An 18,291-nucleotide genomic window follows, 5' to 3' on the forward strand; every position below is an offset into this window, starting at 1 on the left:
CTTTCGAAGTTTCGAAAATTCAGCGTGGGAGAGAAATCATCCCTTAGGGCTTGCAAATTACAAATTTTATGTGTTTCAATAAAATGTTATTCAGACAATTTTCCAGATAAAGAAGACACTTGCAACTCTAATCTTTTCAATTCCCTTAAAAGAGCATTTTTATCCATTTGCATCCAAGCAAAAACCTTAAGCATACTTACTCCAAATAAAAATACTAAAGCGCCAATTCCCCATTTAATGTATTCTTTTTGGACATCTGTTTCAAAAAATTGTACAATACAATAAATAAATAAAGCAAAAAATACCAATGTCATAAAATTCATTAAAAACATAATCCATTTATTTTTTCCTTTAAACAAACCTAGGACCATTTGAAAAACATTTTGTTCTTCTAACTCGTCATAGAATTTTGCCTCTTCTTCTGTTAGTGTTTCTTTTATTAATTTGTCGATATCTTCTGTTTGATTTTTCATAATAATTAAATTTTTATTTCTTGTTTTAATTTTTCTCTTGCATGAAACAATCTAGATTTTGTTGTCCCAACAGAAATATTTAAAGTTTTACTAATTTCTTTTAAACTATACGCTTCCATATAAAATAGCCTTATAACAATTTGATGCTGTTCAGAAAGGTTTAGAATAGCTTTTAATAGTTGCTTTTTTAAATGTGTTCTTTCATCATGCATGTCTTCAAAAGTAGACTGCTCGTATTGTAGCTCAATATGTTTTCTAAATTCATTATTATTCTTACTTAAAGCATCAAAAGATTTATTGCAAACAATCCGTATGGCCCAACTTCCAAAACTATGTGGATCTCTTAAGGTGTTTATTTTATTAATAATTGTTTGCCAGCTATCTTGAGCTATATCTTTAGATAAATCTGAATCTTTAACTATCCAAAAAGCTTTTTCACAAAACACCAAATGCCATCGTTTAACCAAAGTCACCAACGCTTTGCTATCTCCTGATTGATAAGCTTCCACCAGATTATAATCTATATGTTTGTCTGATTTCAACTATTCGTTTTTATAACTCTCATACTTTAAAGACGTCAATAAATTAAAAAGGTTCATTTTTATTAAAGATAATTCAATTTACCTGTAATTTATTTAATGCTATTATTATTTTTGCAGCATGTCAAGACGAAACAAAAAACAAATATTTACAAACGTAGAAGTTATAGATGCTGGAGCTAAAGGAAAAACTATAGCAAAAGCAGCAGATGGTAAAGTTATTTTTCTACCAAACGCTGTTCCAGGTGATGTGGTTGATGTGCAAACATTTAAAAAACGAAAATCTTATTACGAAGGAAAAGCGATTGCATTCCATAAACTATCTGATAAACGTACTACTCCTGCTTGCGAACATTTTGGCACTTGTGGTGGCTGTAAATGGCAAGATATGGGTTACGAACACCAATTGTTTTTTAAGCAAAAAGAAGTGGTAAATAATTTAACGCGACTTGGACATTTAGAATTGCCAGAAGTTACTCCTATTTTAGGTTCTGAAAATGAATATTTCTACAGAAATAAAATGGAATTCTCTTTTAGTGATAGTCGTTGGTTAACACTTGAAGAAGTTCAATCAGATAAAGATTTAGGAGACAGAAATGCTCTAGGATTTCATATTCCTGGCATGTGGGACAAAATATTAGATATTAAAAAATGTCATTTGCAAGCAGATCCTTCAAATGCCATTAGAAATGCAGTCAAAGAATTTGCTGTTAAAAACAACTTAGAGTTTTTTAATACTAGAAATCAAACAGGGTTTTTAAGAACTTTAATGCTTCGTACTTCTTCTACTGGAGACATTATGGTTATGATTCAGTTTTTTAAAGAAGACAAACAAAAAAGAGAATTGTTATTAGATTATTTAGCCGAAACATTCCCAGAAATAACTTCTTTACAATACGTAATTAACGAAAAAGCAAACGATACAATCTACGATCAGGAAGTGATTTGTTATAAAGGTCAAGACCATATTTTTGAAGAAATGGAAGGCTTGAGGTTTAAAATAAATGCCAAATCTTTTTACCAAACAAATTCCGATCAAGCTTATCAACTTTATAAAATAACTAGAGATTATGCTGGATTAACTGGAAATGAATTGGTTTACGACTTATATACAGGAACAGGAACCATAGCGCAATTTGTAGCTAAACAAGCAAAAAAAGTGATAGGTGTTGAAGCTGTTCCAGATGCTATTTTAGCAGCAAAAGAAAATGCACAATTAAATGGCATTGATAACGTTGAATTCTACGTTGGTGATATGAAAAACGTTTTCAATAAAGCATTTATTGAAGCTCATGGACATCCAGATGTTATTATTACAGATCCACCAAGAGATGGTATGCACAAAGATGTGGTACAGCAAATATTAAATATCGCTCCAAAAAAAGTAGTTTATGTAAGCTGTAATAGCGCTACACAAGCAAGAGATCTAGCTTTAATGAATGATATGTATAAGATAACGAAAGTGAGACCAGTAGATATGTTCCCACAAACACATCATGTAGAAAATGTTGTACTTTTGGAAAGACGATAAACGTCATTTAATTATTTATGAATGAAAAAATATAGCTTTTTAATAATTACTTTGCTAGTACTTTTTGCATCTCTTTTAAGTTGTGAAAAAGACGATATCTGTTCTGAAACTACAGAGACGACTCCTAGTATGCATGTTGCTTTTTACGATATCAATTTTCCAAGTACAGACACGCCAAAAAATGTCACTAAATTAAAGGTTACTGGAATTGGAGATCCTGATCCAGGCGTTTTACCTGGATATGATGCAATAACAAAAAAGGAAGCTTATTTACCATTAAAAACTACAGAAAGTACAACTCAATATATATTACATAAAAATTATAGACTGGATGAAAATGGCAATGTTCTTGGAAATCCGGATACAATTACTGTAAGCTATGTAAGAAAAGAAATTTATGTATCTCGTGCTTGTGGATATAAAACCATTTATGAGAATGTGGTAATTACTGTAGAAGATGATGGAAATAAATGGATCCAATTACTTCAAGCCGAAAACGACAATCAAACTGTAGAAAATGAATCTGACATACATTATAAGATATATCACTAATCCGTTTTTTATTTTGCTCTTTTTTTGTGGAACAATCCAAGCACAAAACGATAGCATAATAAGTACTAAAACTGATTCTATAAAACATAAAGAAAATTATGGCCTTCGTTTAGGTGGCGATTTAAGTAAAATTATTAGAAGTTTTATTGATGATGAGTATAAAGGCTTTGAAATAAATGCCGACTTTAGGCTTACTAGAAAATGGTATTTAGCTGGAGAATTTGGAGTTGAAGATAAAACCACTATAAACGATTATCTTAATACTACAACTAAAGGTAGTTACTTTAAAGCTGGAGTAGATTATAATGCATATGAAAACTGGTATGGCATGGAAAACATGCTTTATGGTGGTTTTCGTGTGGCAGCAAGTAGCTTTAGTCAAACTTTAAATAGTTATGGAGTTTATTCGCAAAACCAATATTGGACACCTCAATTCACCTCTAACGAAGGTCAAGAGTTTAGTGGCTTAACTGCTATTTGGGGAGAGTTTATTATTGGAATAAAAGCCGAAGTATTAAACAACCTCTATGTTGGATTGAATGCACAATTTAAATACATGATGTCTCAAGACCAACCAGATAATTTTGAAAATATTTATGTTCCTGGTTTTCATAAAACGTACGATAGTGGTGGCTTTGGTTTTGGTTATGGTTACACTATTTCTTACTTGATTCCTTTTTATAAAAAGGATAAATAAATAATTTCTTCTTATTTCATTCACTCCTATTTTATTAAAAAAAATGTTAAAATTCAATATATATTTTATTTAGTTAGGATTCCTTACTATATTTGTTTTGCAATAATGCATTAATTTAATTTTTAAGATCATGAGTAAATCAATTTTTTATCACGCAGGATGTCCAGTTTGTATAAGTGCTGAACACGATATTGTAGAACTAGTTGGAAAAAGCAATGTAGAAGTAGTTAATATAGGAGAAACCAGAAACAGGATTGAGGAAGCCGAAAAAGCAGGCGTAAAATCGGTACCAGCAATGGTAACACCTAATGGAAAAGTACTTCATATTAATTATGGTGCTTCTATGGCAGATGTAAAAGGATAATATAAAAACTATTAAAATGAAAAAAATAAAAATCCTATTACTAATCTTCTTTATTACATTTAACAGCATAGCTCAAGAGCCTGTCTACAATGGAGAAAATTTCGAAATTGAAACTGTACAAGTGTCGCATAAAGAAGAACTTTCATTAACCGTTTGGACAATAAAAGTTAAAGGAAATGCAGGAGAAACAACACCTGTTAAAGCTGGTCAATTAGATGGAGCTCCAGTTTTAGGCTATGTATTCCCAACAAATTTAGATCCAACAGATGTTGGGTTTAACAAAACAGAAGGGATTGTAGCTTTAGCTTTAACGTCTCATCCAGATTTTGATGACACACCTCTTTGGGATGAGAATTCTGATAAAAACTATCTAAATGATGGTATAATTTGGCATCCTCATTGGGTCGTTTTAGTTACAAATAATAATGTTGGTGGAGGCTTAGCTGTTAAACAATTTAAAAAAGGCGACACATCTGTTACCTTACCTCCTACCAATCCAGGAATGCCAATGTACATGGATTCACCAGGATTTCAAGTAACAACAAAAGCTAATTCAATAACAGTTGTTATACCAGACTATCGTATAAACAACAAAAAAGATTTTAATTTTGATGGAGTTACTGCTTTTTTAAAAGTTAATACAAGTAACCCAGATTTACCAATGCTTGGTGTTTACAATGTATATAGCGTAGCTAGTGGCGACTTATCTTTACCTTATAAAGTAGAAAGATGAAAGTAGCAGTTTGGGATACCTATGTCCATAGAGAAGATGGTTTAATCATGCACTTTGATATTTTAGTGCCTAATAATATTGTTGATGAAAAAACCATTTTTGAATATGGTAGAACCTATTTAAAAGCAAAACCTTTTAAAACAGGCAATTTGACTTCTAACGAATGTCAGTTTTGCCATATAGAACAAGCCACTGAAGCAATTATCATTAACATTGAAAAGGCTGGATTTCATATTATTGAAATGGAACATTGCAACTAATTTAATTAGGATGACTAACTTTGCCTATCAAGTAGCTTCTTGATAGGCAATTTTATAAATAATACTTATGGCAGATTCTATATTTAATCCAGATTTTCAAAACCAAAATACATCAAGCAAAATTATTGTTGCTCTAGAGCGTATTTCTGAATCTTTTAAAGTGCTTCTTTGGGACAAAGCAAAGGAATTTGGCTTAAGTCCTATTCAAATACAAATATTAATCTTTGTGGCATACCATAAACTAGAACTTTGTAATGTAAGTCATTTATCTAAGGAATTTAACATTACAAAACCTACAATAAGTGATGCTGTACGTGCACTTTTAAATAAGGGTTATATTGAAAAAGATTTTTCATCTTCAGATAGTAGAAGCTATTCCATTTTACTAACACCAGCTGGAAAAGATATTATTAAGAAAACTGAAGATTTTGCCAATCCTATAAAATCGAAATTAGATTCCATAGAAGAAAATAGACTTAACGATTTGTTTCATACTTTAAGCCAAGTAATCTATAAATTAAACCAGACTGGAATTCTTACAGTACAAAGAACTTGTTTTGGCTGCAAATTCTACAAAGAAAGTCATGGCACCCACTATTGTAACTTATTGGAAAAAGAATTACAGAATTCAGATATTAGAATAGATTGTCCAGAGTTTGATGCTAGGAAAATTTCATAAAAACTAAATATCTAAAAAGAAACAGTAACTAATCTCTGAAAACTGAGACTAAATACTAATCATTGTAAACTCCCTACTGATTACTAATTACTGAATCCTAGTTATTATACTTTGCTTTCTTGCTACCTTCATACATAACATACTTAACTAATCTTGCTTCCAGCTTGGCATTCACTAAATGTATTTTTCTTGAAGGACGCAAACCAACATGTTTAAGCGCATCTAAATTAGAAGTAATAAACCATGCATCTGTTCCAGGATATCCTTGTTTAAGTGTATCGCCAATATTTTTATAGAATTCCTCCATATCAATATCTAAACGCTCTCCATAAGGAGGATTAAAAACCATATGAAGTTTGTCTTCTCCTGCTTTTTGAGTCTTAAAGAAATCTTCATGTTTTATGGATACAAATTCTTCTAAATGGGCATTTTTAATATTATCAATTGCTTTTGCTACAGCTGAAGGTGATTTATCGTAACCCATTATTTTATAATGAAAATCTCTTGTTTTACTTAAAAGCGATTCTTCAATTTTTTCAAACAATTCCACATCCCAATCTGCCCAACGCTCGAAAGCAAACTCTTTTCGCATTAAGTTAGGAGGAATATTACACGCAATCATAGCTGCTTCTGCCAAGATAGTTCCACTTCCACACATAGGATCCATAAAATCACTCTGTCCATCCCAACCAGAAAGCATAACTAATCCAGCTGCAAGTACTTCGTTTATTGGAGCAATATTCGTGGCTGTTTTATATCCACGTTTATGTAAAGAATCTCCTGAGGAATCTAATGAAATATGACAAATCTCTCTATCTATATGTACATTGATTTTTAAGTCTGGAAACTTTAAATCCACATTTGGTCTTTGTCCTGTGGTATCTCTAAACTTATCTACAACAGCATCTTTAGTTTTTTGCGCAATATAAAGGGAATGAGAAAACACTTGAGAATTAATAGTAGCATCTACAGCCAAAGTGCCTGTTGGTTTTAAATAGTTTTCCCAAGACATCTTATAGATTTTATCGTATAAATCTTTTTCGTCTCTAACCTTAAACGTTTCAATAGGTTTTAAAATTTTAATAGCAGTACGCAATGCCAAATTTGCCTTGTACATAAAGCCTTTATCTCCTGTAAAACTAACATTTCGTACGCCAATTTTTACATCTTGAGCACCAAGTTGGGTAAGTTCTTTTGCTAGTAGTTCTTCAAAGCCAAATAAGGTTTTGGCAACCATTTTAAAATTATTCTCCATTGCAGACATTAAATAGATTGCAAAAATACAGTATTTTTGTGGCAACTTAAATTAATTGGGTTAAGGATTGAGCAATTGTTGGAGCTCTTTTTATTGTTTACTTGAGCGAGATAAAAAGGTCAACAATAAAAAAGCAACTTGCGAAAGCCTGACTCTACGAAGTAAAAACGCAGTAGAGGAACCTCCAGAAATAAAATAATATTTCTACTTTGGTAGGAAATAGATATGAATAAAAACACTACAAAATGGTATGCTTCATGGTTTGACACGCCATATTACCACATTTTATATAAAGACAGAGATCATGATGAAGCGCAGTTGTTTATGGATAATCTTACCAATTATTTAAATCTGCCTGAAGATGGAAAAATACTCGATTTGGCTTGTGGAAAAGGAAGGCATTCTGTGTATTTAAATTCTTTAGGTTACCATGTTACTGGAGTTGATTTGTCTGAAAACAGTATTGCATACGCCAAACAATTTGAAAATGAGACTTTGCATTTTGAGGTTCATGATATGTGTAAACCTTACAATAAAAAATTTGATGCTGTTTTTAACCTTTTTACTAGTTTTGGTTACTTTGAAGATGAAGCAGATAATTTAAGAACCATACAAGCCATACAAGCAGATTTAAACGAATTTGGTTTTGGAGTTATCGATTTTATGAATAGTGATTATGTGATAAATAATTTAGTACCTGAAGACTCGAAAACGGTTGAAGGAATTGAATTTCACCAAAAACGTTATGTAAAAGAAGGTTACTTAATTAAAGATATTTCTTTTGAAGATAAAGGAGAAACCTATACGTTTCAAGAAAAAGTAAGAGTGCTAAATTTAAAAGATTTCGAAGTGCTTTTCGAACAAGCTGGCGTCCATTTGTTAGATGTTTTTGGCGATTATAAATTGCGTAAGTTTGATAAAAACACCTCTGAACGACTTGTAATGATTTTTAAATAGACCGATAATCGGCATTAAATTACACTCAGATTTCTGAGTTTTAAATAACATATGATTAAATACTTATTACCTGTATTTGCTGTTCTTCTTGGCGCTTTAATTGTTTTAGTTTTAAAGCAAAAACGAAGTTTATTCACTAGACTCCTACTCTCTTTTAGTGGTGCTTTTTTATTGGCTTTAACTCTTTTCGATTTATTACCAGAAGTGTACCATCATCTAGATGCCAAACAAACAGGATTGTTTATAATGTTTGGTATATTGTTGCAAATAATATTAGAGTTTTTCTCTAAAGGTGCCGAACATGGACATATCCACATTCATAAAAATAGTAGCCAGTTTCCATGGTTGTTATTTATTAGTTTGTGTATTCATAGCTTTTTAGAAGGGTTTCCTATTCATCAACATAACGATATGGTTTATGGTGTACTAATTCATAAAATACCTATTGCCACTTTAATTACTAGCTTTTTAGTACAATCTAATTATAGTAAATTACAGATTGCAGGTTTCTTAATTTTCTTTGCAGCTATGACTCCTCTTGGAACTTTTATTTCTAATAACACCTCTTTAGCAGAAAATTATATTAATGTGATAAATGCCATAGTTATTGGTATCTTTTTCCATATTTCAACTATTATTTTGTTTGAAAGTAGCGAAGGACATAAATTTAATATGTCGAAATTATTAGCCATTTTATTTGGTGTAGCCATTGCTTATTTAATTTAATTAACATGTTTAGTAAAGAAGAGTCTAGACTATTAAAACAAGAATTTTGGACCAGTTTCGGGAAATCGTTTCCAAGAAAGTGGATTCTATACGATACGAAAATTAAAGGCTTAAGCTTGAAATTTCATTTCGACACAAAACTAGCTTTAGTCGCATTAGACCTTGAAGACGATCTTGAAGATCGTATTAATCATTGGGGCAAATTACTGGCTTTAAAATCGATTATCATTGATGATTTTCTTCCTGAAATTATTTTTGAAGAAGAATACTTTTTAGAAAATGGCAAAGAAATTTCTAGAATCTATGTGCTATTAGATGCATCTGCATCCATTCATAATAAAAAATCCTGGAGAATAGTTATGGAATTCTTTAATGAAACCATGAGTAAATTTGAAGCCTTCTTTGAGGAATACCAAGATATTATTAAGGGCTAACTAACCTTGACATTGTGAGAAAAATAGGCTAACTTCGTTATAGTCTGCCGATAGGCAGATACAACAGATATATACAATTAAAAAGTTTATAATATAACGTTGTTGCCAGTCTTTGCTTAAAAATTAATATTATGAAGTATAGAATAATCATTTTTTTCTTATGGATAACAAGCTATTGCTACGGACAAGATTATACTCCATTATTAGAATTGAATAAAACTTGGAATATGTTTCTCTACAATGATACTGGTGATAGCTATTCATTTGATATTGAACCTATTAACTTTGTTGAGATTGAAGGGCAAACATATTATCAGATAGTTGCTTCTCACAATGGATGTACAACATACTTAAGAGAAGATCCTATAGAAAGAAAGGTATATGGAATCTCGGAAGGAAATGAATATTTACATTATGACTTTAGCAAAAATGTTGGTGACAGTATTTGGGTTTTAGATCAATTAAGGGAAATTACATCAATAGAGTACGGTGACTTCTATGGTATGGAAAATTTACGATTCTTCGTATTAGATAATGTCTACAAGCTAATCGAAGGTATAGGTTTCGAAACTTATGGAATTATAGATGCTTTTGAATATGGCTGTTTGCACGTACCAATATTTGAACTCGTTCTCTTGTCAAACATGAACCAACCTTTGTCGATTGAGGATAATAATTTACTTGTCTTTAACGTATATCCCAATCCAGTCAATTCTTCATTATTTGTATCATCAAACGCAGACAAATTAGTCTTAAAAATATTTAACTTATTAGGTCAAGTTTTATTCACTCAAAACATTGATGTTGGAACCAGTATGATCGATTTGTCTTTCCTTGACAATGGTGCCTACCTAATGACCTGGGAATCGACAAAGGGGAATGGTTTTAAACGAATTATAAAAAATTGATTAAGAAATCGGCGCCCAACACCGTAAAAATAATTGCTTGGTTCTAGCCTACTTACAAAAACACGCTAAATCACATAAAAAAACACCAATAAAAAATGGCAAATGGCTCCACCTAACACAAATACATGCCAGATAACATGATTGTAAGGTATTTTATTGACAGCATAAAATACAATACCTAAAGTGTAAAACAAACCTCCAGCAAATAGCATGAGAGTCCCATTACTCCCTATATAATCTGCAAGATTAGAAAAATCAATGACTATTAGCCATCCCATAATTAGATATAACATGACAGAAAATACTTCGAATCTTCCAGTAAAAAATAATTTCAATATCAATCCTAATAATGCAATTCCCCAAACTACCCAAAATATAGGCCAACCTTTACTTTGCTCTAAAGCAATTAAAGCTACAGGAGTATAAGTTCCAGCTATTAATAAGTAAATACTAATATGGTCTATAATTCTAAAATAGTGTTTTTGTTTTTCTGCTTGAACTGCATGATATAAAGTGGAGGAACTAAACAGAATGATAATAGATAGTCCATAAACAACCACGCTAAACAAACTCCAATCTGTTTTATCTGTATTAAAAACAATAAGTAATATTAAAGCTGCAATTCCCAATAAAGCTCCAATACCATGAGTTAAGGCATTTAATCTTTCCTCACCAACACTTTGCGTGTATATGTTTTTTATTTCAGCCATTTTTCAGTCAATTCTAAGAAATCAAATTTTATAGCAGCATCTTGTCTCTCAAGCAAACCACTTTGGAAGTTTCTTTGCAGAATATCTTCAATTAAATAATCTTCCTTATTGTTTTCAGGATCAAAGGTTTCTTTTAAAGAAATATTAAACAGATTTGCTGTACTATTAAACCAAAAAGCTCTCCAACCACTTCGTAATCTTTTAATTAAATCGAAAGTTGTTTCTCCTGTTTGTCTATAAATAAGTTTGACTAAAATCTGACCTTCAGTTCTGGTTAATTGCTTTAATTCCTCAGCAAATTCATCTTCAATATAACGTTGAATTAATTTAGCATATTTTTTTTGATCGCTTTTCTTCTTTATATGGTCTATTCTTTCGTTTAAAGATTCCAATCTATCAGCTGCTAATTTCGCATAAGGATACACTTTAATTGTTTTTCTTCTTAAAATTAAATAGCGCTTTCTATCTTCTTTACTATCAAATTTAAGTTTATGTAAGAGTAATACTTCATCTAAATTAATAGCAGTGTGTGGTATGGAATCTCCTTCAATAATAATGTACTCAACATCAGAATCATCCGTATCAAGAGAATCAATTTGACTTTGAGCAAAAAGAGGTAAAATTAAAAGTAAGTAAACTATTTTTTTCATTTCTGAAATTATATCTAAAATCATTCCAAATACATTGGTAAAATTAATAATTTACCTAAGCATTAACCTTAAAATAGTATTAATATTATTATTTTAGTGCAAAATATTTAAACATGGCAAAAAAGAGCATCTTAAACAAAAAATCAATCGATTTTTTAGAATCATATTTAAACAATGCAGCACCAACGGGTTACGAATGGGAAGGTCAGAAAATTTGGATGAACTACCTCAAACCTTATGTAGATGAGTTTATTACAGACACCTATGGCTCTGCTGTTGGTGTTATTAATCCAAAAGCAAAATACAAAGTAGTTATTGAAGGTCATGCTGATGAAATTTCATGGTATGTAAACTATATTTCAGACAATGGTTTGATTTATGTAATTAGAAATGGTGGAAGCGATCATCAAATTGCACCTAGTAAAATTGTAAATATTCATACTAAAAAAGGCATTGTAAAAGGTGTTTTTGGTTGGCCAGCAATTCATACTAGAGATAAAGCCAAAGAAGAAACTCCAAAACCTGACAACATTACCATTGATATTGGAGCCAAAGATAAAGCTGAAGTTGAAAAAATGGGTGTTCATGTAGGTTGTGTAATAACCTATCCAGACGAATTCCACATTTTAAATAAAGATAAATTTGTTTGTCGTGCTTTAGACAACAGAATGGGAGGTTTTATGATTGCTGAAGTAGCACGTTTACTCCATGAAAACAAAAAAACCTTACCTTTCGGATTATACATTACCAATTCTGTTCAGGAAGAAATTGGGTTGCGTGGTGCTGAAATGATTACTCAAACTATCAAACCAAACGTGGCTATTGTAACAGATGTAACGCACGACACGACTACTCCAATGATCGACAAGAAAAAAGAAGGTCATTTAGAACTTGGTTTGGGGCCTGTTGTTGCCTATGCTCCTGCTGTTCAACAAAAACTTAGAGATTTAATTACGGAAACTGCTGAAGAAAAGAAAATTCCTTTTCAACGTTCTGCGCTTTCTAGAGCAACTGGAACAGACACAGATGCTTTTGCTTATAGCAATGGTGGTGTTGCTTCTGCGTTAATTTCTTTACCGCTTCGTTATATGCATACTACTGTAGAAATGGTTCATAGAGATGACGTAGAAAACGTGATTAAACTTATTTATGAAACCCTTCTTAAGATTGAAGAAGGTGAAACTTTTTCATATTTTAAATAAGCAGCTAAGCTGCATTTGTTAATAAAAATCATGAAGGTTGTCTAAAAAGTATATTTTTCGTCAAACTGAACTCCTGCCTGTCGGCAGACAGGTGTTTCAGTTTCTTATAATCATAGAAACAATTAGGATGAGATTCTGAAATAATTCAGAATGACGATAGTTTTAGCTTTTCAGATAACCTCATTTATTATGACCGATGAATTCATAGACATTATAACTAAAAATCAAAAACCTACTGGCAATACTGCCTTAAAGTCTGTAATTCATTCTAAAGGATATTATCATAACACAGCTCATATTTGGTTTTACACAACAGAAGGTGGCATTTTATTAGCACAACGTGCAGCTTCAAAAACAATTCGCCCATTACTTTGGGATGTGTCTGTTGCTGGTCATGTAGATGCTGGCGAGACTATAGAACAAGCTGCTATTAGAGAAACTCAAGAGGAAATAGGTTTAACTATTTTTGAAACAGATTTACATAAAATTGGTGTTTTTCCGTGTTTTCAAACCTATGAAAATGGGCTTATTGATAATGAATTTCATCATACATTTATAGTTGAATTAAAAGTCTCATTAAAACACTTAAAGCCACAACTAGGTGAAGTTGAAGCATTAAAATTAATTACTGTTTCAGATTTTGAAAAATTATTACAGTTCACTGAAAATAACAATCATTTTGTAGCTTCAAATAAAACATATTATCAAATTGTTTTAGAAAATATCTTACAACAATTATAAATTTCCTATTTTCAATTTATGAATTTATTACTCCTTGCAATAGCACCTGTTTTTGTAATTATTCTTTACATATATTTAAAAGACGAATACGAAAAAGAACCTAGAAGATTATTATTATATAATTTCTTATTAGGCGCGATAGTTAGTGTTTTAATAACTACAATCTTATATTTAGGTGCAGATATTCTTTTTCCTTTAAAAGACGAATTTAGCATTACACAACAATTTTTTAAAGCTTTTCTAGTAGTTGCTCTTATAGAAGAATTTAGTAAATACATTATTGTACGCTACTTTGCACAAACTAATAAAGAATTCAACGAACCTTTCGATGGTATTATGTATGCTGTTATGGTCTCCATGGGTTTTGCAGCAACCGAAAATATATTATATGTAATAGAAGGTGGTTATCAAGTAGCTTTAATGAGAGCCTTTACTGCAGTACCAGCTCATGCAACATTTGGTGTCTTAATGGGATATTTTATGGGAAAAGCAAAGTTCTCTAATAACAAAATAGTTTATAATTTATTAGGTCTTTTTCTAGCAGTTCTATTTCATGGTGCTTACGATTTCTTTCTTTTTATAGACTTTATTCCTGGTATTTGGATTGGTGCCTTTATATCATTAATTATAGGATTAATTCTAGCAAGAAAAGCGATTATTTATCACCAACAAATTTCTAAGTTTAAAGCATAACCATTTCTGTTTTTAATAATTATATTTACATCTCAATAAAAAATTATGTCCAAAATATTTAAAGTTAAAGTCAATAATTCTTTCGATTTTGACGTTGATTCTGAAAAAATAAAGGAGTTTGATGCTATTTCTCATGAAAATCAAAAATTCCATATTCTTGAAAAAAGCAAATCCTATAATGCGCAGATTATTAATCAAGATTTCAATAATAAAACATACACTATAAGTATTAATAACAACACGTATATAGTTGCTATTAACGATGATTTAGATGTATTAATTAAAGACATGGGATTTGAAGTTGGTGCTACTAAAAAAGTAAATGATGTTAAAGCTCCTATGCCTGGATTGATTCTGGATATTAATGTAAGTATTGGTCAAGAAGTAAAAGAAGATGATGCACTTCTAATTTTAGAAGCTATGAAAATGGAAAATGTAATAACCTCTCCTAGAGATGGAATTATTAAATCTATTTCGGTTAGCAAAGGTGCTGCAGTAGATAAAAATCAACTTTTAATAGAATTTGAATAACATGAAGAAGATACTAGTAGCAAACAGAGGAGAAATTGCCATTCGTGTGATGCGAACTGCAAAAAAAATGGGCATAAAAACGGTTGCAGTATATTCTACAGCAGATAGACATGCGCCACATGTAAAATATGCAGATGAAGCTGTTTTAATTGGTGAAGCACCTTCTAATCAATCCTATTTATTAGGAGACAAAATTATTGAAGTCGCAAAAAGTTTAAATGTAGATGCAATACATCCTGGTTATGGTTTTTTAAGTGAAAATGCCCATTTTGCTGAATTATGCGAAAAAAACAACATCATTTTTATTGGTCCAAAATCTAAAGCCATAAAAATTATGGGTTCAAAATTAGCAGCTAAAGAAGCTGTTAAAGCCTATAACATTCCCATGGTTCCTGGAACAGATGAAGCAATTATAGATATTGCTGAAGCAAAAATAATAGCAAAAAACATTGGTTTTCCTATTCTTATAAAAGCATCAGCTGGAGGTGGTGGAAAAGGGATGCGTGTTGTTGAAAAAGAATCTGAATTCGAATCGCAAATAAATCGTGCCATTAGCGAAGCAACTTCGGCTTTTGGAGATGGTTCTGTGTTTATTGAAAAATATGTGACATCACCTAGACATATCGAAATCCAAGTGATGGCAGATGCTCATGGTAACGTTATTCATTTATTTGAACGCGAATGTAGTATTCAACGTCGTCATCAAAAAGTAGTAGAAGAAGCTCCTTCATCTGTATTAACCCCAGAATTACGCAAAAAAATGGGTGAAGCTGCTATTAAAGTAGCAAAATCCTGCGATTATCTTGGAGCTGGAACAGTAGAGTTTTTATTAGATGAAAATCTAAATTTCTATTTCTTAGAAATGAATACACGTTTGCAAGTAGAACACCCTGTAACCGAATTAATCACAGGAACAGATTTAGTTGAATTACAAATTCGAATAGCTCGTGGAGAAATCCTTCCAATAAAACAAGAAGATTTAAAAATAAAAGGTCATGCATTAGAATTAAGAGTATATGCAGAAGATCCTTTAAACGATTTTCTACCAAGTGTTGGGAATTTAGAAGTATATAAATTGCCTGTTGGTAAAAACATTCGTGTAGATAATGGTTTTGAAGAAGGCATGGACATTCCTATCTATTATGATCCCATGCTATCTAAACTAATTACATATGGAGATACAAGAGACGAAGCCATTCAGCTTATGATAAAAGCCATAGAAAATTATCATATAAAAGGCATCCAAACCACTTTGCCTTTTGGAACTTTTGTTTGCGAACACGAAGCTTTTAAATCTGGGCATTTTGACACTCATTTTGTTAAGAATTATTATTCTCCTGAAGCTCTAAAAGCAAAACATGAAAATGAAGCAAAAATAGCAGCTTATCTTGCAGTTAAGCAGTATATAGAAGATCAAAAATTATTACGCTTGCCTAATTAAAAATATATGGAATCCAAAATAAAAAACCTCAACGAAAAACTAAATCAAGCCTATTTAGGTGGTGGACAAACACGTATAAATAAACAACACGAAAAGAAAAAGCTGACAGCAAGAGAACGTGTTATGTATTTATTAGACGAAGGCTCATTTGAAGAAATTGGTGCTTTAGTAACACACAGAACTAAAGATTTTGGCATGGAAAAACAACAATTTTATGGAGATGGTGTTGTTACTGGCTATGGGACTGTTAATGGTAGATTGGTTTATATTTTTGCGCAAGATTTTACCGTATTTGGTGGTTCTTTATCCGAAACGCATGCTGAAAAAATATGCAAAGTCATGGATTTAGCTGTAAAGGTTGGAGCTCCAATAATTGGTTTAAACGATTCTGGTGGAGCACGTATTCAAGAAGGCGTTCGATCGCTTGGAGGTTATGCAGATATTTTTTACCGAAACGTTCAAGCATCTGGAGTCATTCCTCAAATTTCAGCAATTATGGGTCCTTGTGCTGGTGGAGCAGTGTATTCGCCTGCTATGACAGATTTCACAATTATGGTTGAAGATACTAGTTATATGTTTGTTACTGGTCCAAATGTTGTAAAAACAGTAACTAACGAAGAAGTTTCAAGTGAAGAATTAGGAGGTGCCAGTACACATTCTACCAAATCTGGTGTGGCTCATAAAACATCGTCAAATGATGTTGAATGTTTAGAAGATGTAAAAAAACTATTAAGCTATTTACCACAAAATAATACAGAATCTCCTAGGCTACTTTCGTATGAATTCCAAGATGAAATTAGAGAAAGTCTTTCAGATATCGTTCCAGATAATCCTAACAAACCTTACGACATGCATCATGTTATAAGTGGTATTATTGATGAAGACTCTTTTTATGAAATTCATAAAGACCATGCAGAAAATATCATCGTTGGTTTTGCTAGACTTGGAGGACGAAGTATTGGGATTATTGCCAATCAACCCATGTTTTTAGCTGGTGTTTTAGATGTGAACAGTTCGAAAAAAGCAGCTCGTTTTGTTCGTTTTTGCGATGCCTTTAATATTCCCCTTTTAGTACTAGAAGATGTCCCAGGATTCTTACCTGGAACAGATCAGGAATGGAATGGTATTATTGTTCATGGTGCCAAATTACTTTATGCATTTAGTGAAGCTACTGTGCCTAGAGTAACTGTTATTACTAGAAAAGCTTATGGTGGTGCTTACGATGTTATGAACTCTAAACACATTGGAGCAGATATGAATTTTGCATGGCCAAGTGCCGAAATTGCTGTAATGGGAGCTAAAGGTGCTGCTGAAATAATTTTCAAAAAAGAAATTAATGCTGCTGAAAATAAAGAAGAAAAATGGAAAGAAAAAGAGGCAAAATATGCCGAGTTATTTGCCAATCCATATAGTGCAGCAGAACGTGGCTTTATTGACGAAGTCATCCTTCCAGAAGATACCAGACGTAAATTAATTAAAGCATTTTCTATGCTTGAAAACAAAGAGGTTGTTAAACCAAAACGCAAGCATGGAAACATTCCTTTATAAATATTGATTGTGTTAAATTAATAATGCTCTGATTGTCAATTTAGTATATTAATTAGTATTTTTATAATAATTAACTAAAACACTAGAATTATGAAAAAAATAATTATTACAAGCATCTGTTTGTTATTAGGCTTATCGTCTTATTCTCAAACACCAGAAGAAATGAAAGCCTGGCAGGATAATATGACTCCTGGAGAGCATCACGAATGGCTAGCATCCATGAATGGAGAATGGGATGCTACAGTTACTATGTGGATGGATCCTTCTCAACCTCCAAACATATCAAAAGCTACAACAGTAAATGAAATGATAATGGGTGGTTTATACCAAAGGTCTTCTCATACAGGAAATATGATGGGAATGCCTTTTACTGGAGAAGCAATTACAGGTTATGATAAGGCTCAAAACAAGTTTTTAGCCATCTGGATAGACAATTTTGGAAGTAGTATTATGTTTTTAGAAGGACAATACAATCCAGAAACCAATGTTTTAACATTAGAAGGTAATATGATAGATCCTGCTACTGGAAATAACTTGCAAATTCGAGAAGTTTTTACAAAAACTTCTGAAGACAGCCACAATTTTGTTATGTACATGATACTAGATGGTAAAGAAATAAAAAACATGGAAATTAATTACAATAGAAAAAAGTAGTTAGCAAAATATA

23 protein-coding genes are annotated in these 18,291 nt (G+C 31.5%); 18 read left to right on the forward strand and 5 right to left on the reverse strand.

What is annotated here, in order from left to right; all coding sequences use genetic code 11:
• Positions 1–86 precede the first annotated feature (86 nt).
• Together LX78_RS13555 and LX78_RS13560 are read right to left on the reverse strand one after the other, a co-directional pair.
• Positions 87–473 carry a DUF6768 family protein gene (locus tag LX78_RS13555; protein WP_109683317.1) on the reverse strand — a complete coding sequence of 129 codons (387 nt, stop codon included), beginning with the start codon at positions 471–473 and terminating at the stop codon, positions 87–89.
• Between the two features lie 5 nt (positions 474–478).
• Positions 479–1,015, reverse strand: coding sequence for an RNA polymerase sigma factor (locus tag LX78_RS13560; protein WP_109683318.1), 537 nt, complete (start codon positions 1,013–1,015; stop codon positions 479–481).
• A gap of 118 nt (positions 1,016–1,133) precedes the next feature.
• Here LX78_RS13560 and rlmD point away from each other — a divergent pair, with 118 nt between their 5' ends.
• The 7 genes from rlmD to LX78_RS13595 all read left to right on the forward strand — a co-directional run bounded on the left by rlmD (position 1,134) and on the right by LX78_RS13595 (position 5,828).
• Positions 1,134–2,543, forward strand: a complete 1,410-nt coding sequence (gene rlmD, locus LX78_RS13565) for a 23S rRNA (uracil(1939)-C(5))-methyltransferase RlmD (RefSeq protein WP_109683319.1) — start codon at positions 1,134–1,136, stop codon at positions 2,541–2,543.
• Between the two features lie 21 nt (positions 2,544–2,564).
• Complete coding sequence (locus LX78_RS13570) at positions 2,565–3,095, forward strand: DUF6452 family protein (protein ID WP_109683320.1); 531 nt, start codon at positions 2,565–2,567, stop codon at positions 3,093–3,095.
• Positions 3,061–3,792 carry a DUF6048 family protein gene (locus LX78_RS13575; protein WP_109683321.1) on the forward strand — a complete coding sequence of 244 codons (732 nt, stop codon included), beginning with the start codon at positions 3,061–3,063 and terminating at the stop codon, positions 3,790–3,792. Before LX78_RS13570 ends, LX78_RS13575 begins: the two co-directional genes overlap by 35 nt.
• Before the next feature lie 130 nt (positions 3,793–3,922).
• A complete protein-coding gene (locus LX78_RS13580; RefSeq protein ID WP_109683322.1) occupies positions 3,923–4,156 on the forward strand; it encodes a thioredoxin family protein in 234 nt (77 codons plus the stop codon).
• A gap of 16 nt (positions 4,157–4,172) precedes the next feature.
• Entirely contained in the window at positions 4,173–4,889 is a 717-nt protein-coding gene (locus LX78_RS13585; protein WP_109683323.1) for a hypothetical protein, read from the forward strand.
• Complete coding sequence (locus tag LX78_RS13590) at positions 4,886–5,149, forward strand: DUF2024 family protein (RefSeq protein ID WP_109683324.1); 264 nt, start codon at positions 4,886–4,888, stop codon at positions 5,147–5,149. Before LX78_RS13585 ends, LX78_RS13590 begins: the two co-directional genes overlap by 4 nt.
• Positions 5,150–5,216: 67 nt before the next feature.
• A complete protein-coding gene (locus LX78_RS13595) occupies positions 5,217–5,828 on the forward strand; it encodes a MarR family winged helix-turn-helix transcriptional regulator (RefSeq protein WP_109683325.1) in 612 nt (203 codons plus the stop codon).
• A 97-nt stretch (positions 5,829–5,925) separates the two neighbouring features.
• Here the strand turns inward: LX78_RS13595 and LX78_RS13600 are convergent, their stop codons facing one another.
• Positions 5,926–7,083 (reverse strand): THUMP domain-containing class I SAM-dependent RNA methyltransferase, encoded by a 1,158-nt coding sequence (locus tag LX78_RS13600; RefSeq protein ID WP_109683350.1) that lies wholly within the window; start codon positions 7,081–7,083, stop codon positions 5,926–5,928.
• Between the two features lie 225 nt (positions 7,084–7,308).
• Between LX78_RS13600 and LX78_RS13605 the strand changes: the two genes are divergently transcribed.
• The 4 genes from LX78_RS13605 (at position 7,309) to LX78_RS13620 (ending at position 10,108) form a co-directional block, all read left to right on the forward strand.
• Positions 7,309–8,040, forward strand: a complete 732-nt coding sequence (locus LX78_RS13605) for a class I SAM-dependent methyltransferase (protein WP_109683326.1) — start codon at positions 7,309–7,311, stop codon at positions 8,038–8,040.
• Between the two features lie 51 nt (positions 8,041–8,091).
• Positions 8,092–8,766, forward strand: a complete 675-nt coding sequence (locus tag LX78_RS13610) for a ZIP family metal transporter (RefSeq protein WP_109683327.1) — start codon at positions 8,092–8,094, stop codon at positions 8,764–8,766.
• 5 nt (positions 8,767–8,771) lie between these two features.
• On the forward strand, positions 8,772–9,200 hold the full coding sequence (locus LX78_RS13615) for a DUF4268 domain-containing protein (protein ID WP_109683328.1): 429 nt from the start codon (positions 8,772–8,774) through the stop codon (positions 9,198–9,200).
• 131 nt (positions 9,201–9,331) lie between these two features.
• Entirely contained in the window at positions 9,332–10,108 is a 777-nt protein-coding gene (locus tag LX78_RS13620; RefSeq protein WP_109683329.1) for a T9SS type A sorting domain-containing protein, read from the forward strand.
• A gap of 65 nt (positions 10,109–10,173) precedes the next feature.
• On the opposite strand, the gene trhA is transcribed toward LX78_RS13620, so the two are convergent.
• Both trhA and LX78_RS13630 read right to left on the reverse strand, forming a co-directional pair.
• Complete coding sequence (gene trhA, locus LX78_RS13625) at positions 10,174–10,818, reverse strand: PAQR family membrane homeostasis protein TrhA (RefSeq protein ID WP_170109856.1); 645 nt, start codon at positions 10,816–10,818, stop codon at positions 10,174–10,176.
• Positions 10,806–11,468: a DUF4294 domain-containing protein gene (locus LX78_RS13630; RefSeq protein WP_109683352.1), complete on the reverse strand. Its 663-nt coding sequence runs from the start codon at positions 11,466–11,468 to the stop codon at positions 10,806–10,808. The genes trhA and LX78_RS13630 overlap by 13 nt, the downstream gene beginning before the upstream one ends.
• Positions 11,469–11,581: 113 nt before the next feature.
• On the opposite strand from LX78_RS13630, the gene LX78_RS13635 reads away from it, so the two are divergent.
• The 7 genes from LX78_RS13635 (at position 11,582) to LX78_RS13665 (ending at position 18,278) form a co-directional block, all read left to right on the forward strand.
• On the forward strand, positions 11,582–12,670 hold the full coding sequence (locus LX78_RS13635) for a M42 family metallopeptidase (protein WP_109683330.1): 1,089 nt from the start codon (positions 11,582–11,584) through the stop codon (positions 12,668–12,670).
• Between the two features lie 150 nt (positions 12,671–12,820).
• On the forward strand, positions 12,821–13,411 hold the full coding sequence (locus tag LX78_RS13640) for an NUDIX hydrolase (RefSeq protein ID WP_245881538.1): 591 nt from the start codon (positions 12,821–12,823) through the stop codon (positions 13,409–13,411).
• An 18-nt stretch (positions 13,412–13,429) separates the two neighbouring features.
• Complete coding sequence (locus LX78_RS13645) at positions 13,430–14,104, forward strand: PrsW family intramembrane metalloprotease (RefSeq protein ID WP_109683332.1); 675 nt, start codon at positions 13,430–13,432, stop codon at positions 14,102–14,104.
• A gap of 45 nt (positions 14,105–14,149) precedes the next feature.
• Complete coding sequence (locus LX78_RS13650) at positions 14,150–14,635, forward strand: acetyl-CoA carboxylase biotin carboxyl carrier protein subunit (RefSeq protein ID WP_109683333.1); 486 nt, start codon at positions 14,150–14,152, stop codon at positions 14,633–14,635.
• 1 nt (position 14,636) lies between these two features.
• Positions 14,637–16,076, forward strand: coding sequence for an acetyl-CoA carboxylase biotin carboxylase subunit (gene accC / locus LX78_RS13655; protein WP_109683334.1), 1,440 nt, complete (start codon positions 14,637–14,639; stop codon positions 16,074–16,076).
• A gap of 6 nt (positions 16,077–16,082) precedes the next feature.
• Entirely contained in the window at positions 16,083–17,624 is a 1,542-nt protein-coding gene (locus tag LX78_RS13660) for an acyl-CoA carboxylase subunit beta (protein WP_109683335.1), read from the forward strand.
• Between the two features lie 90 nt (positions 17,625–17,714).
• Positions 17,715–18,278 carry a DUF1579 domain-containing protein gene (locus tag LX78_RS13665; protein ID WP_109683336.1) on the forward strand — a complete coding sequence of 188 codons (564 nt, stop codon included), beginning with the start codon at positions 17,715–17,717 and terminating at the stop codon, positions 18,276–18,278.
• The last annotated feature ends 13 nt before the right edge of the window (positions 18,279–18,291 follow it).

This window comes from Xanthomarina spongicola (assembly GCF_003148645.1).
GTDB classification, from domain to species: Bacteria; Bacteroidota; Bacteroidia; order Flavobacteriales; family Flavobacteriaceae; genus Xanthomarina; species Xanthomarina spongicola.

Bases quoted from the DNA above. Each gene is read 5' to 3' on its own strand.
- LX78_RS13630 (WP_109683352.1), bottom strand. From the start codon at position 11,468: ATGAAAAAAATAGTTTACTTACTTTTAATTTTACCTCTTTTTGCTCAA.
- LX78_RS13575 (WP_109683321.1), top strand. From the start codon at position 3,061: ATGAATCTGACATACATTATAAGATATATCACTAATCCGTTTTTTATT.
- LX78_RS13645 (WP_109683332.1), top strand. From the start codon at position 13,430: ATGAATTTATTACTCCTTGCAATAGCACCTGTTTTTGTAATTATTCTT.
- LX78_RS13610 (WP_109683327.1), top strand. From the start codon at position 8,092: ATGATTAAATACTTATTACCTGTATTTGCTGTTCTTCTTGGCGCTTTA.
- LX78_RS13635 (WP_109683330.1), top strand. From the start codon at position 11,582: ATGGCAAAAAAGAGCATCTTAAACAAAAAATCAATCGATTTTTTAGAA.
- LX78_RS13620 (WP_109683329.1), top strand. From the start codon at position 9,332: ATGAAGTATAGAATAATCATTTTTTTCTTATGGATAACAAGCTATTGC.
- LX78_RS13580 (WP_109683322.1), top strand. From the start codon at position 3,923: ATGAGTAAATCAATTTTTTATCACGCAGGATGTCCAGTTTGTATAAGT.
- LX78_RS13665 (WP_109683336.1), top strand. From the start codon at position 17,715: ATGAAAAAAATAATTATTACAAGCATCTGTTTGTTATTAGGCTTATCG.
- LX78_RS13600 (WP_109683350.1), bottom strand. From the start codon at position 7,083: ATGGAGAATAATTTTAAAATGGTTGCCAAAACCTTATTTGGCTTTGAA.
- LX78_RS13590 (WP_109683324.1), top strand. From the start codon at position 4,886: ATGAAAGTAGCAGTTTGGGATACCTATGTCCATAGAGAAGATGGTTTA.
- LX78_RS13595 (WP_109683325.1), top strand. From the start codon at position 5,217: ATGGCAGATTCTATATTTAATCCAGATTTTCAAAACCAAAATACATCA.
- LX78_RS13640 (WP_245881538.1), top strand. From the start codon at position 12,821: ATGACGATAGTTTTAGCTTTTCAGATAACCTCATTTATTATGACCGAT.
- rlmD (WP_109683319.1), top strand. From the start codon at position 1,134: ATGTCAAGACGAAACAAAAAACAAATATTTACAAACGTAGAAGTTATA.
- LX78_RS13615 (WP_109683328.1), top strand. From the start codon at position 8,772: ATGTTTAGTAAAGAAGAGTCTAGACTATTAAAACAAGAATTTTGGACC.
- LX78_RS13660 (WP_109683335.1), top strand. From the start codon at position 16,083: ATGGAATCCAAAATAAAAAACCTCAACGAAAAACTAAATCAAGCCTAT.
- LX78_RS13650 (WP_109683333.1), top strand. From the start codon at position 14,150: ATGTCCAAAATATTTAAAGTTAAAGTCAATAATTCTTTCGATTTTGAC.
- LX78_RS13570 (WP_109683320.1), top strand. From the start codon at position 2,565: ATGAAAAAATATAGCTTTTTAATAATTACTTTGCTAGTACTTTTTGCA.
- LX78_RS13555 (WP_109683317.1), bottom strand. From the start codon at position 473: ATGAAAAATCAAACAGAAGATATCGACAAATTAATAAAAGAAACACTA.
- accC (WP_109683334.1), top strand. From the start codon at position 14,637: ATGAAGAAGATACTAGTAGCAAACAGAGGAGAAATTGCCATTCGTGTG.
- trhA (WP_170109856.1), bottom strand. From the start codon at position 10,818: ATGGCTGAAATAAAAAACATATACACGCAAAGTGTTGGTGAGGAAAGA.
- LX78_RS13585 (WP_109683323.1), top strand. From the start codon at position 4,173: ATGAAAAAAATAAAAATCCTATTACTAATCTTCTTTATTACATTTAAC.
- LX78_RS13605 (WP_109683326.1), top strand. From the start codon at position 7,309: ATGAATAAAAACACTACAAAATGGTATGCTTCATGGTTTGACACGCCA.